Raw genomic sequence first — 12,927 nt, forward strand, 5'->3', positions numbered from 1 at the left:
GGCCTCATGGGCGGAAGATGGTGCAGAGCTTGCGACATTTGCCTCGACGCAGGCGCGACCTTCAATACTACAATCAGAACCACGCGACGCCGCAACGGCGCGTGCCACGAACGACATAAAGAAAAATAGAAAGAGAAAGGGGATCGTATGGATCGTCTGGAACCCACCCTGAGCGCGCCGGCCCTCGCTTCGGGAGCAACGGCGTGTGCCACGCCCTATGCGACGTCTTGTGCCACGCCGTGTGCCGATTGGGACACCACGCAAACCTTCAGGCTGCGCTACTCGATCAAACCGCCGGGCAGACAAGGCCTGTTTTCCGCGATCCGCTATTCATCAGGCATCAGCGGCGAACTGTCATTTTCGGGTGACGACATCACGCTGCGCCGCTCCCGCAACGCGGAACAACGAAACCTGCCGCGTGCGGCAATCTTCGACATCAAACTCGCCCATCACCGCATCTCGTTCGATCTGCATCCCGCACAAGGTGGCAGCGAGCACGTCGTCCTGAAGCTAGGTAGCGACGAAGACGTTCGGCGCGTCGTCGAACTGTTGCCCGCTCAGATGACGCCCGCATTCGCGGCCGAGCGTATCGCGCTTGCCACGTTCAAGGACAAGCTCGCCGCCCTGACACGTTTCACCTGGGTGACGTATCTGCTGATCGCGCTGAACGTCATCGTGTTTGCGGCGATGTGCGGCGCGGGCGTCGGTGTGATGAAAGTGGATCGTTTTGCGGTTATCGGCTGGGGTTCGAACTTCGGGCCCTATACGCTCGGCAATGAAGCGTGGCGCCTGATCACGTCCATGTTCGTGCATTTCGGCCTGCTGCACATCACGTTCAACATGATCGCCCTTTATGCCGTGGGGCGGCTAACGGAGCGCCTCTATGGGAACATGCGCTTCCTCGCGCTCTATCTGTTTGCCGGGTTGACCGGCAGCATTGCGAGCGTGCTCACGCATCCGACCATCAATAGCGCCGGCGCGTCCGGCGCCATTTTTGGCGTGGCCGGTGGCCTGCTGATTTTCGTGCTGCGCTTTCGCAAAGAACTGCCGCCCACCATCGCCGCGCGCAATCGCAGCGCGATGTGGGTGTTTATCGCCGTCAATCTGCTCGACGGTTTCCGCCATCGTGGCATCGACAATGCCGCGCATCTGGGCGGTCTCGCCGGCGGTTTGCTGATCGGCGCGCTGCTGGCAAGGCCACTGGACAATGAGGCGCGCCAGCGACACTCGTTCAGGAGTGCATTGCTAGCTTCACTCGTGGCTTGCGTCACGCTGGCCGTCCTGGCCTACCCGCTGACGCACATCAGCGAAGCGAAACACGAGGAGCTTCAATTTTCGAAACTTCTGGTCCAGTTGAGTGCGCAGGAAAGGCACGCTATCGACGACACGCGCGTATGGCAGCACATGAAAATGCGTTCGCAAGTAGAAAGAGATGCCGCCTCGAACACGCTCATTGTGGGCATCCTCCCGCAATGGGACGCACTTTATGCGTCGGTCGAAAACACCCCGCTGCCAGACGGTTCGCCGCGCACCGCGCTGCGGCAGGCGATGCTGCGCTATTTCGACGACAACCGCCGGATCGTTCGAACCGGCGCCCTGATGCTCTCGCATACCGAAGACAACGATCCCGTTGCGACAACTTCGATTCGCGCGCTCAGCAAGGATTCGCAGGAACAGGCGGCGCTGGTCAAGAAGCTGGCCGCGCAGATCGACAATCCGCCACGCTGAAACAAACATCGAGGAATTCGTCCGGACGCGCAAGCGCCTCGCGCGCGCGTCGATCCCTCAAGCTTTATTCCGGCACAACTTCATCATCCAGGCATAAACCGCGTCAACCGCGGCGGAGCGCGCCGGTTGGGCCGAGCGCATCAACCAGAGCGGCGCGAGCGCAAACGCCGGCACCTGTGGCAAGACCTCGACGCGGCCGCTCGTCAAGGCGTCGCCGGCGCTAAGGCGGGACACCATCGCGATGCCTGCCTCCTGCTCGGCGGCCGCCACGAGAAAGCGGGGATCGCTGACCGTCATTGCCCGGCGCGTGCGCAAACCGCCCCGCCTTAACTCAGGCAGCCATGGCGCCCAGTCCGCGTGCCCCTCGTGAACCAGCAAGGGCGCCTGCGTCAACACCTCCGGAAACGGCACCGAGCGCAAACGCCGTGCGGTCATCGGGCCGCAGATGGCAACGGCCTCTTCTTCAAGCAGCAATTCGCACACCACTTCCGGCGTGCGAATCTCCTTCTCCGACACCACCAGATCGACATCGACACGATCGATCTCATTCACCTCTTCGCCCGTCACGAGCCAGATCTCGAGGTTCGGCAAGGCTTCGGAAAACGCCCGCATGCGCGGCATCAGCCAGCCGGAGGCGAACTGCGGCGCACACACCAGGATCACGGAATCAGGATTGCCATACGGCTCGATCCGGTCGCGCCCGTCGGCCAGCGTGGAGAGCGCCGTCGTGACGGTTTGCGCATACAGCGCACCGGCGGCCGTCAACGCGACACCGCGTCCGATCCGCCGGAAGAGCGGCTGGCCGGTCCATTCCTCGAGTTGCAGGATCTGATGGCTGATCGCCGATTGGGTCAGCGCCAGTTCCTGCGCGGCGCGCGTGAAACTGCCGAGGCGCGCGGCCGCGTCGAACGCGAGCAAAGCCTGCAGAGGGGGAAGTCTACGCATCTCGGGTCACCAAGGTCACGGCCAGATATTAAAAATATCGATACTTCCAGCAAGATTCTTCGCTTTTCGCCGGAATATTGCCCCGCAATCATAGCGTCAGTTGCCCCTCACACGAAATCGGCCATTTCATCAGACATGAGCAATATTTGTGTGACGGCGCTTATTGAAACTGACCGGATCGACCTGTATGAGCCTGAACCTGCCTCAAAACCTGAACGCCTCGCAACTCGCCGCCGCGCCGCCTCACGCGCGCACCGCCACCGCCGGGCACCCGGCCGGGCCCACCTACGCCGGCGTGCTGTCCTTCATGCGCCGGCCTTACACGCGCGATCTCAGCGGCGTCGACGTGGCCGTATCGGGCATCCCGCTCGACCTCGCGACCACCTTCCGCCCCGGCACGCGTTTCGGCCCGGCGGGCATGCGCGCGGCCTCGGTGCAACTCGCCGACCTGGGCGCGTTTCCGTGGGGCTTCGATCCATTCGATCACCTCAACGTGGTCGACTACGGCGACTGCGGGTTCGACGCCCACAACCCGCTCGGCATTCGCGACGCGATCATCGCCCACGCCCGTGAGATTCTCGCGACCGGCACGCGCATGCTGACATTCGGCGGCGATCACTACATCACCTACCCGCTGCTGGTCGCGCACGCCGAAAAATACGGCAAGCCGCTCAGCCTGATTCATTTCGATGCGCACTGCGACACGTGGCCGGACGACAACCCCGATTCGCTGAACCACGGCACGATGTTCTACAAGGCGATCCGCGAAGGGCTGATCGATCCTGCCCGCTCGGTGCAAGTCGGCATTCGCACCTGGAACGACGACTTCATGGGCGTGCGCATTCTCGACGCGCCGTGGGTTCATCGCAACGGCACGCAGGCGACCGTCGACGAAGTGCTCTCGATCGTCGGCGATATGCCCACCTACCTCACTTTCGACATCGACTGCCTCGATCCGGCCTTCGCTCCCGGCACGGGTACGCCGGTGGCGGGCGGCCTGAGTTCGGCCCAGGCGCTGGAAATCGTACGCGCGCTGGGCGCCGTGAATCTGGTGGGCGCGGACGTGGTGGAAGTGTCGCCACCCTACGACCACAGCGACGTCACCGCGCTCGCCGCGGCGCACCTCGCCGCCGACATGCTGTGCCTGATGCGCAATCAGAAATTGCAACGTCTCGAGCGCACGTAAGGCTATCGCCCCTCTTCTGAAACCTCTCTGGATGACACCATGCCCCATACCGTCATGAAGCGCCCGCCCGCCGCCCGGATGCGCGCCACGCCGATGCTGGCAGCGCTGTTGCTGTGCGCGTTCGGCGCGACCGCACACGCCGACGAGAAGCAGCTCAATCTGTACAACTGGGCCGACTACATCGCGAAGGACACCGTACCGAACTTCGAGAAAGAGTCCGGCATTCACGTGCAGTACGACGTCTACGACGGCGACGAAACCTTGCAGGCGAAACTGCTGACCGGTTCAACCGGCTACGACGTGGTGGTGCCCACCTCGAATTTTCTCGCCAAGCAGATCGAAGCCGGCATCTACCAGAAGCTCGACAAATCGAAGCTGCCGAACCTGACGAACCTCGACCCCAGCCTGCTCAAACTGGTCGCCGACGCGGACCCCGGCAATCAGTACGCGGTACCGTGGGCGTGGGGCACCACGGGCCTCGGCTACAACGTGACGCGGGTTAAAAAAATTCTCGGCAACGACGCGCCGCTCGATAACTGGGACATCCTCTTCAAGCCCGAGTATCTGAGCAAGCTGAAAAGTTGCGGTGTGTCCGTGCTCGATGCGCCGACCGATGTCTTCGCGGTCACGCTGCATTATCTCGGCCGCGACCCAAACAGCGTGAATCCCGCCGACTATCAGGCCGCTTATGACGCGCTAAAGAAAATTCGGCCGTACATCACGCAGTTCAACGCGACAAGCTACATCAACGATCTCGCGGGCGACGACATCTGTTTCGCGTTGAGCTGGTCGGGCGACGTCTCGATGGCGAGCCATCGCGCGCGTGAAGCCAATAAGAGCTACGAGGTTAAGTACTTCATTCCGCAAGGCGGCGCGCCGGTCTGGTTCGACATGATGGCGATCCCCAAAGATGCGCCGCATCCGCAAGCCGCGCTCGACTGGATCAACTACATCGAGCGGCCCGAGGTACATGCCGGGATCACCAATGCGGTGTTCTATCCGAATGCGGACGCCGCCGCGCGCAAATTCGTGCGGCCGGAGATTCTCAACGATCCGACCGTGTACCCGCCTGAGCCGGTGCTGAAAACGCTGTTCCTGCTCAAGCCCTTGCCGGCCCAGATCAAACGTCTGGAAGGCAGACTGTGGGCGCAGTTGAAGACGGGCGGATAGCGAGCCGGCGCCGTGCGGATCAGCCGCCTTTCGCGTACAACGTGGACTCGGCGAATCCGTCGGCAGCGAGCACCTGTCCCACCAGAATCAGCGCCGTGCGCTCGATGTTGGTGCCCTGCACTTTGGCGACGATATCGTCGAGCGTACCGGTGAGCTTTTCTTCATCCGGCCAGCTTGCCCGATAGATCACCGCGACCGGACAGGCGCCGCCGTAATGCGGCCGCAATTCATCGACGATGCGCGCGAGATGACGCACACCGAGGTGAATCGCCATCGTCGCGCGATGTCTGGCAAGATCCGCGAGTTGCTCGCCTTCCGGCATCGTGGTCTTGCTTGCAAAGCGCGTGAGTATCAGCGTCTGCGAAACATCGGGCAGCGTCAGTTCGCAGCCGAGCGTCGCCGCGCAGGCGGCGGTCGCCGTCACACCCGGCACGATTTCGTAGGGAATGCCGAGTTCGCGCAGCCGGCGAATCTGCTCGCCGATTGCGCCGTACAGCGAGGGGTCGCCGGAGTGCACGCGCGCCACGTCCCGGCCTTTGTCATGCGCGGTCTTGAGCAAGGCGACGATCTGATCGAGGTCGAGCTCCGCGGTATTCACGACCTGTTCCGCGCAATGCCCTTCCAATACGGCGGCCGGCACCAGCGAGCCGGCGTACAGGATCACCGGGCAGCCGCGCACGAGGCGTTGCCCTTTCACCGTGATCAGTTCCGGGTCGCCTGGACCCGCGCCGATAAAAAACACCGTCATTCAGTACTCCATGATTCGTTCGGCTGGCATGTTGTGCATGCGCCATTTGAGCTGTGAGTTAGTTTGAAGCGTGACCTGCGAGTTGACCTGTAACCCGGCCTGTAACTCGACCTGAAGCCCGCAATGCTTCCAGCAAGTCAGCCACGCTTGCAAACTCGCGATCGACGGCGGGCAGTTCGGGGCGCCGCAGCATGACGACCGGCAAACCATGCTCGCGCGCGACTTCGAGTTTCGCTTCGGTCGCGCTGCCGCCGCTGTTTTTGCTGACCACGACATCAAAGGCTTCCGCGCTGAACAGCGTGCGCTCGCCTTGCAGCGTAAACGGGCCGCGTGCCGCCAGAATCCGCGCGCGTGGATGTGCTTCGTACGCGTCGAGGCAGCGTATCGTCCAGAACTGCTGCGGCGGAATTTCGTCGAGATGCGCGAGCGGTTCGCGCCCGAGCGTGAAGAGCGGCCGCCTGAACGGCGCGAGCGCAACCGTGAGTTCGGCCCAATCGCCGACCATGCGCCAGTCGTCGCCCGCTTGCGGCTGCCAGCCTGCGCGGCGCAGCGCCCAGCACGGCACGCGCGGCGCGCCGCTCGCTTGCGCGGCATTGGCGCTGATCTGCGCGGCGTACGGATGCGTCGCATCGATCACGAGACCGATACGTTCTTCCGCGATATAACGCGCCATGCCTTCGCTGCCGCCGAAGCCGCCCACGCGCACCGCGCAGGACAGATCGTCCGGCACCTTGCCGAGGCCCGCGAGACTGTACACGTGCTCAGCACCAAGTTGTCTGGCGATCCGCAAAGCGTCGCCGGTGCCGCCGAGCAGCAGGATCCGCATCATTGCGCCGCTCCGGTTACGGTTGGGGTGAAGGATCGAACGCGCCGTGCGTGTGATCGACCGACTTCGTCACCTCCAGCAGCGTGATCGGCAGCGCCTGGCGCCACGTATCGAAGCCGCCGAGCGGCTGGGCCTCGGCCAGCGCGATGCGGGTCAGCGTGCCGCCATGCAGCTCCCGCCACGCGGCAAGCACGGCCTCGCCTTGCAACGTGACCGCGTTGGCAACCAGCCTCCCGCCGTCACGCAGATGCGCCCAGCAGGTATCGAGCACGCCCGGCGCTGTCACGCCGCCGCCGATAAACACGGCATCCGGCACCGCCAATCCCGCCAGCGCATCGGGCGCGCGGCCCGCCACGAGTTGCAAACCCGGCACGCCCAACGCGTCGCGATTGTGTTCGATGAAGCGCTGACGCTCCGCGTGGCCTTCGATCGCGATCGCGCGGCACGTGGGGTGCGCGCGCATCCATTCGATGCCGATCGAACCACTGCCCGCGCCCACATCCCATAGCAATTCGCCAGGCGTCGGTGCGAGGCGCGCCAGCGTGATCGCGCGGACGTCGCGTTTGGTCAACTGACCGTCGTGGCGAAAGGCGTCGTCAGGCAAGCCGGCCGTGAGCGGCATACGCGGGGCGCCTTCCGTGGCGCGGCATTCGAGCGCGATCAGGTTCAACGCCGCCACCTCGCCCGCAGGCCACTTGTCCGCGCGGCCCGCTATGCGCCGCTCCCGATCGCCGCCCAAATGTTCCAGCACAGTCATCCGGCTCGCGCCGAAACCGCGCGCATTCAGCAACTCGGCAAGCGCTGCGGGTGTGCGTCCGTCGGCGCTCAGCACGAAGACGCGCGCGCCGTCGTGCAGATGAGCATTGAGCGCCGGCAACGGGCGTCCCACCAACGAAACCGTGGCGACGTCCTGCAATGGCCAGCCGAGCCGTGCCGCCGCCAGCGACAACGAAGACGGCGCGGGCAACACCCGCAACTCGCCCGCCGCCAACTGCCGCGCCAGTGTCCCACCGACGCCGAACAGCATCGGGTCGCCGCTCGCCAGCACGCACACGGGCGCGCCACGCTCCGCCAGCAAAGGCGCGAGATCGAACGGCTTCGGCCATGCCGCGCGGCGCGCGGCCAGCCGCCGCGGCAACATCGCCAGATGACGTTCGCCGCCGTACACCACCGACGCTTCCAGCAAAGCACGCCGCGCGGGCCTCCCCAAACCGGCGAAACCGTCATCGCCTATGCCCACCACGGTCAGCCACGCCGGCATGCATCCTTCCTCATTCTGTATCGTCAAATATTGCGCTGTGCCACGCCGATCAAAGCGTCCAGCCTCGTTGAGCTATCCGAAAAAAGGCATAATACAGCCGCCGGTGCCCTTCGGGGCCGAAGAGGGAACACAGTGCCACTGTGGCTGCCCCCGCAACTGTATGCAGCGAGTCCGCCTGCGCTCCACGCCACTGGTTCGACCGGGAAGGCCGCAGCGGACCATGACCTGCCAGCCAGGAAACCTGCCGGCCAGACTGTTCGTGCCAGCCACCATCGGGCGGGGTGTACCGATGCCGCAGCAACGCCCGCGCGGGCGGCGCTCAGGTCCTTGCGCGACGTTAAACCCGGTGTCCGTCTTGAACCAAGCTTCGCCCTCCACTGCTTTGCCCAACGCGGCCCTCGTGCCGCGGCCCTCGGCGTGTCCGGGGCTGCTGCGCATCGTCGCCGCGCGCGACGGCGGGATCTGCCGGATCAAATTGCCCGGCGGCGAGCTGAGCGCGGCGCAGGCCATCGTTATTGCCGACGCGAGCATGTGGCATGCAAGCGGCGTGATCGAGTTGACCAATCGCGCGAATCTGCAGGTACGTGGCGTGCGAAGCGGGCATGAAACGGCATTGATCGCGGCGCTGGTCGACGCGGGTCTTGGACCCGCTATCGGACCAACCGCTGAACCGACTGTTGGACCGACTGTTGGACCGACCGCTGTGCTGACTGTAGGCGCCACTCCCGGATCGAGTACGACGTCCGCTGCCGAGGATGCGTCCAGCGTGCTGCTCGCGGCTTCAGCGGACGATGTGCGCAACGTGATGGTGAGCCCGACTGCCGGGCGCGATCCGTTTGCGCTGTTCGACACGCGGCCACTTTGCCTCGAACTGCTCGCCTTGCTGCAGACCGAAGCGCGTTTCGCCGCGCTATCGCCCAAATTCGCGCTGCTGCTCGACGGCGGCGAGCGCCTTGCAAGACTCGATCATCCGCATGACGTCTGGCTGGCGGCGACGCAATCGGACGGCGCGGTGCGATTTGTGTTCGGTCTGGCGGGCTGCCCGGCAAGCGAGGCGAACGCGCCACCCGGCGCTCTCGCTGCCGTGCTGCCGTCACAAGTCGCCGCCCTGGTCCGTGCGCTGCTGCATACGTTCCTCGACCTGGCCACCGCCGACGCCACGCGCATGCGCCATGTGCTTGCCGCACATTCCTTCGACGCCGTCTTGCTGCACGCTCAACGGTATGTCGATTTCCCGCTGTCGCGCGACATGTCGCTCGCACACTGGCAACGCGGCACGCCTGCCGATGCCACGCTGCGCCTCGGCGCGCATGCCCAGCGCGGCGTGGGCCTGCAACACGCAGGCGGTCAACCGCCGCTCGGACGCGTCACCGCCGTCACCTTGCGCGGCCTCGCCGAGATATCGCAACAGCGCGGCAATGGCACGCTGCGCATCACACCCTGGCAAAGCGTCCTGCTGCCCGATATCGCAACGCATGACGCACCGGCTGTTGTCGCTGACATGACCGCGCTAGGCCTCGCCTGCGATCCCGCGCAAGCGATTACACGCCTGATCGCCTGCGCCGGTTCCACGGGCTGCGCCAAGGGCTTCGCCGATACCAAAGCCGACGCTCTGCTGCTGGCGGACCGCCTCTCCGGTGACGTCGACGTGCATCTGAGCGGCTGTCCGCGCTCATGCGCCGCCGCGCATTGCGCGCCATACACGTTGCTGGCCACCGCGCCCGGCATCTACGACCTTTTTCAACGCGACGGCAAGCCAGGTTTCGGCTCATGCGTCGCGCGCCAACTTACGATCGAACGGGCCGCCGACCTGCTCGACTCATCGGCACACCCGGCCTGGAGCCCTTCAGATGCTTGATTACATTCGCGACGGTCAGGAGATCTATCGCCAATCCTTCGCGACGATACGTGCCGAGGCCGACCTCTCACGCATCCCCGCCGACCTCGAAAAACTCGCGGTGCGCGTGATCCACGCCTGCGGCATGGTCGACGTCATCGAAGCGCTGCAGTTTTCCGCAGGCGCGGGCGCTGCCGGCCGCACGGCGCTCTCACAAGGCGCGCCGATTCTGTGCGACGCCGGCATGGTGGCGCAAGGCATCACCCGTGCGCGCCTGCCCGTCAACAACGAAGTGATCTGCACGCTCGCGCACCAGGACGTGCCCGCGCTCGCGCGCGAACTCGGCAATACGCGCTCGGCCGCGGCGCTCGAATTGTGGCGTCCGTATCTGGCCGGCAGCGTCGTGGTAATCGGCAACGCGCCGACCGCCCTCTTTCATCTGCTCGACATGCTCGATGACGGTGCGCCCAGGCCCGCGTTGATTCTGGGTTTTCCGGTCGGCTTTGTCGGCGCGGCCGAATCAAAAGCAATGCTGGCCGAAAATAGCCGCGGCGTACCCTACGTCGTGATTCATGGCCGGCGCGGCGGCAGCGCGATGGCCGCCGCCGCCGTGAACGCACTGGCGACGGAGGTCGAGTAAATGACCGTGCAAGGACGTTTATTCGGCCTCGGCGTCGGCCCTGGCGACCCCGAACTCATCACGCTGAAAGCGCTGCGTTTGCTGAAAGCCGCACCCGTAGTCGCCTATTTCGTCGCCAAGGGAAAAAAAGGCAACGCCTTCAGCATCATCGAAGCGCATCTGCATGACACGCAACAGCATCTGCCGCTCGTCTATCCCGTCACGACCGAAGCGCTCGAACCGCCGCTCTCGTATGAAGCGATCATCGCCGACTTCTACGACACCGCGGCGCAAATCGTCGCCGGCCATCTCGACGCGGGCCGCGACGTCGCGGTGATTTGCGAAGGCGACCCGTTTTTCTACGGTTCGTACATGTATCTGCACGACCGCCTCGCGGCGCGTTTCGAGGCTGAAGTCGTGCCCGGCGTGTGCTCGATGCTCGGCGGTGCGGCGGTACTCGGCGCGCCGCTGGTGTATCGCAACCAGAGTCTGTCGGTACTCTCGGGCGTGTTGCCCGAAGACGAATTACGCCGGCGTCTCGCCGATGCGGACGCCGCGGTCATCATGAAACTCGGCCGCAATTTCGACAAGGTGCGGCGCGTGCTCGGCGAACTGGGGCTCGCGCATCGGGCGCTTTACGTCGAACGCGCGACCATGGGCAATCAGCGCATTGTGCCGCTCGATGAAGTCGATCCAATGGCCTCGCCGTATTTTTCGCTGCTCGTGGTGCCGGGGGAAAGATGGCAAGGATGACGCCGCCGGCGATCGTGATTCTGGGCGCGGGCGCGTTGGCAACGGCGCGGCGTATCCAGACGCTGTATTCGGGCTCCCAGGTGCATGCCTTGCAAGGACGCGTCGAGGCCGACGTCGCGTATACGGAGCTCCGCGCGCATCTGTGCGATCTGTATGCGCGCGGCACGCCGGTCATTGCGCTGTGCGCCGCAGGAATCGTGATTCGCTGCGTTGCGCCGCTGTTGTCGAACAAGGGCGTCGAGCCGCCGGTGCTCGCCGTGGCGGAAGATGGCAGTGCAGTCGTGCCGTTGCTGGGCGGTCTCGCGGGCGTCAATGTCATGGCGCGCGAGATTGCAGCCGCGTTGGCCGTGTCGCCTGCGATTACGACGAGTGGCGAGCTGCGTTTCGGAACGTGTGTGCTCAATCCCCCCGAAGGTTATGCGCTCGCGGATATCGCGCAGGGCAAGCGCTTCGTGTCGGATCTGCTGGCCGGAGAAAGCACTCGCATCGAGGGTGAAGCACCGTGGCTCGACGATGCGCAACTGCCGCGAGCCGAATCGGCACGTTTGGGGATTCGCGTGACGCCGCGTGCGTGGGACGGACGCGATGATGAGCTGGTGATTCATCCGCGCAGCGTGGTGGCGGCGGTCTCGTGTGCTGGCGCACAGTTCGCTGCACACGCGGAACTCGCCTCACACTCCGGTCCAGATGCGCAGACGGACGCGGGCGCGCGCATCGCCGCGCTGGTGCGCGAGGCATTGGACTCGCATGGTCTTGCCGTCCTCTCGCTCGCGGCATTGCTGGTCTCTTCCGAACGCATCGCGGACCCGGCGTTCGCCGCTGCCGCGGCGAACCTGAACGTGCCGCTGCGGTTTGCCGAGCCGCGCCCGGAGGACGGCGAGCCGCCGAGCAATCTGCTGCATGCCGCGCTGCGCGTCCCCTATCAGACGTTGCATGACGACGCGGACGCGGGGGTTGCGCTCGCATTATCCGCGCTGGCAATCGACCCGGCGACGATCGGCCGCGCGCGCGGCCGCCTGACGGTAATCGGCCTGGGCCCTGGCCGGGCCGACCTGATGGTTCCCGCCGCCCGCACAGCGCTGAACGAAGCCACCGATATTCTCGGCTACGAAACCTACGTGAAGATGGCCGGCCCGTTGCGCGCCGATCAACGCGTACATGGAACGGACAATCGCGAGGAGATGCAGCGGGCGCGCCACGCGTTCGAACTCGCTGGCGCAGGACGGTCGGTGGTGATGGTGTCGTCCGGCGATCCTGGCGTGTTTGCGATGGCGGCTGCGGTGCTCGAGGCGCTTGAAGAAGGCGGCTCGACGCACGCCGGCTGGCGCGCGGTCGAACTCGCTATCGTGCCGGGTGTGTCGGCGGCCATGGCAACCGCGGCGCAAGCCGGCGCGCCCTTGGGCCACGACTTCTGCATGCTGTCGCTATCCGACAATCTGAAACCGTGGGCCATCATCGAAAAACGCCTCCGCCATGCGGCCGAAGCGGATCTGGTGATGGCTTTCTACAACCCGATCTCGCGCGCGCGGCCATGGCAACTGGACAAGGCGCTGGATATCGTGCGCGAGTATCGGGCGGCAGCGACGAAGGTGGTGCTTGGTCGCGACATCGGCCGGCCGGGCGGCACGCTGCGCACGATCACACTGGGCGAGCTGCGCTCGTCGGATGTGGATATGCGCACGATGGTAATCGTCGGGTCGTCCACAACGCGGGGGTTTGCTAACGGTATCGACGGTGGCGAGTGGATTTATACGCCGCGGTGGTACGAGTGAGCAGTTTGCCCACTCATACCATCTTCGTTGCAGCAACCTGGCTGCTCCAACGCGCTCCGTTCAACCCCTAAGCCACTCAGGC

The 12,927-nt window shown here is 65.0% G+C and carries 11 protein-coding genes and 1 riboswitch; of the genes, 7 read left to right on the forward strand and 4 right to left on the reverse strand.

What is annotated here, in order from left to right:
* The first annotated feature begins 147 nt into the window (after positions 1 to 147).
* Positions 148 to 1,728: a rhomboid family intramembrane serine protease gene (locus BCY88_RS03870; RefSeq protein ID WP_120342961.1), complete on the forward strand. Its 1,581-nt coding sequence runs from the start codon at positions 148 to 150 to the stop codon at positions 1,726 to 1,728.
* A gap of 57 nt (positions 1,729 to 1,785) precedes the next feature.
* On the opposite strand, the gene BCY88_RS03875 is transcribed toward BCY88_RS03870, so the two are convergent.
* Positions 1,786 to 2,673, reverse strand: a complete 888-nt coding sequence (locus BCY88_RS03875) for a LysR substrate-binding domain-containing protein (protein ID WP_120342962.1) — start codon at positions 2,671 to 2,673, stop codon at positions 1,786 to 1,788.
* Positions 2,674 to 2,860: 187 nt separating this feature from the next.
* Between BCY88_RS03875 and speB the strand changes: the two genes are divergently transcribed.
* Positions 2,861 to 3,859: an agmatinase gene (gene speB / locus BCY88_RS03880; protein ID WP_259461230.1), complete on the forward strand. Its 999-nt coding sequence runs from the start codon at positions 2,861 to 2,863 to the stop codon at positions 3,857 to 3,859.
* A gap of 78 nt (positions 3,860 to 3,937) precedes the next feature.
* The gene (locus BCY88_RS03885) at positions 3,938 to 5,029 is read left to right on the forward strand and encodes a polyamine ABC transporter substrate-binding protein (RefSeq protein ID WP_404935672.1); all 1,092 of its coding nucleotides are present in this window, start codon (positions 3,938 to 3,940) and stop codon (positions 5,027 to 5,029) included.
* Between the two features lie 19 nt (positions 5,030 to 5,048).
* Here the strand turns inward: BCY88_RS03885 and cobM are convergent, their stop codons facing one another.
* The 3 genes from cobM to cbiE are packed head-to-tail and all read right to left on the reverse strand — an operon-like array spanning position 5,049 to position 7,864.
* Entirely contained in the window at positions 5,049 to 5,777 is a 729-nt protein-coding gene (gene cobM, locus BCY88_RS03890) for a precorrin-4 C(11)-methyltransferase (protein ID WP_120342963.1), read from the reverse strand.
* A gap of 58 nt (positions 5,778 to 5,835) precedes the next feature.
* Positions 5,836 to 6,606: a cobalt-precorrin-6A reductase gene (locus BCY88_RS03895; RefSeq protein ID WP_120342964.1), complete on the reverse strand. Its 771-nt coding sequence runs from the start codon at positions 6,604 to 6,606 to the stop codon at positions 5,836 to 5,838.
* Positions 6,607 to 6,619: 13 nt separating this feature from the next.
* Positions 6,620 to 7,864 carry a precorrin-6y C5,15-methyltransferase (decarboxylating) subunit CbiE gene (cbiE, locus tag BCY88_RS03900; protein ID WP_120342965.1) on the reverse strand — a complete coding sequence of 415 codons (1,245 nt, stop codon included), beginning with the start codon at positions 7,862 to 7,864 and terminating at the stop codon, positions 6,620 to 6,622.
* A gap of 84 nt (positions 7,865 to 7,948) precedes the next feature.
* A riboswitch (cobalamin riboswitch) is annotated at positions 7,949 to 8,127 on the forward strand.
* A gap of 83 nt (positions 8,128 to 8,210) precedes the next feature.
* On the opposite strand from cbiE, the gene cobG reads away from it, so the two are divergent.
* Genes cobG through cobJ form a run of 4 tightly spaced genes read left to right on the forward strand, consistent with a single transcriptional unit; the run spans position 8,211 to position 12,845 of the window.
* Positions 8,211 to 9,722, forward strand: coding sequence for a precorrin-3B synthase (gene cobG / locus BCY88_RS03905; protein ID WP_310796108.1), 1,512 nt, complete (start codon positions 8,211 to 8,213; stop codon positions 9,720 to 9,722).
* Complete coding sequence (locus BCY88_RS03910; RefSeq protein ID WP_120342967.1) at positions 9,715 to 10,341, forward strand: precorrin-8X methylmutase; 627 nt, start codon at positions 9,715 to 9,717, stop codon at positions 10,339 to 10,341. Before cobG ends, BCY88_RS03910 begins: the two co-directional genes overlap by 8 nt.
* Positions 10,342 to 11,073 carry a precorrin-2 C(20)-methyltransferase gene (locus BCY88_RS03915; RefSeq protein ID WP_120342968.1) on the forward strand — a complete coding sequence of 244 codons (732 nt, stop codon included), beginning with the start codon at positions 10,342 to 10,344 and terminating at the stop codon, positions 11,071 to 11,073.
* On the forward strand, positions 11,070 to 12,845 hold the full coding sequence (gene cobJ / locus BCY88_RS03920) for a precorrin-3B C(17)-methyltransferase (RefSeq protein WP_120342969.1): 1,776 nt from the start codon (positions 11,070 to 11,072) through the stop codon (positions 12,843 to 12,845). Before BCY88_RS03915 ends, cobJ begins: the two co-directional genes overlap by 4 nt.
* The last annotated feature ends 82 nt before the right edge of the window (positions 12,846 to 12,927 follow it).

It is taken from the genome of Paraburkholderia fungorum (assembly GCF_003610895.1).
In the GTDB taxonomy this organism is placed as follows: Bacteria; Pseudomonadota; Gammaproteobacteria; order Burkholderiales; family Burkholderiaceae; genus Paraburkholderia; species Paraburkholderia fungorum_B.

Excerpts from the sequence above, each read along its gene's own strand:
- BCY88_RS03915 (WP_120342968.1), top strand. The coding sequence starts at position 10,342 with ATGACCGTGCAAGGACGTTTATTCGGCCTCGGCGTCGGCCCTGGCGAC.
- BCY88_RS03875 (WP_120342962.1), bottom strand. The coding sequence starts at position 2,673 with ATGCGTAGACTTCCCCCTCTGCAGGCTTTGCTCGCGTTCGACGCGGCC.
- cobJ (WP_120342969.1), top strand. The coding sequence starts at position 11,070 with ATGACGCCGCCGGCGATCGTGATTCTGGGCGCGGGCGCGTTGGCAACG.
- BCY88_RS03885 (WP_404935672.1), top strand. The coding sequence starts at position 3,938 with ATGCGCGCCACGCCGATGCTGGCAGCGCTGTTGCTGTGCGCGTTCGGC.
- cbiE (WP_120342965.1), bottom strand. The coding sequence starts at position 7,864 with ATGCCGGCGTGGCTGACCGTGGTGGGCATAGGCGATGACGGTTTCGCC.
- BCY88_RS03910 (WP_120342967.1), top strand. The coding sequence starts at position 9,715 with ATGCTTGATTACATTCGCGACGGTCAGGAGATCTATCGCCAATCCTTC.
- cobM (WP_120342963.1), bottom strand. The coding sequence starts at position 5,777 with ATGACGGTGTTTTTTATCGGCGCGGGTCCAGGCGACCCGGAACTGATC.
- BCY88_RS03895 (WP_120342964.1), bottom strand. The coding sequence starts at position 6,606 with ATGATGCGGATCCTGCTGCTCGGCGGCACCGGCGACGCTTTGCGGATC.
- BCY88_RS03870 (WP_120342961.1), top strand. The coding sequence starts at position 148 with ATGGATCGTCTGGAACCCACCCTGAGCGCGCCGGCCCTCGCTTCGGGA.
- speB (WP_259461230.1), top strand. The coding sequence starts at position 2,861 with ATGAGCCTGAACCTGCCTCAAAACCTGAACGCCTCGCAACTCGCCGCC.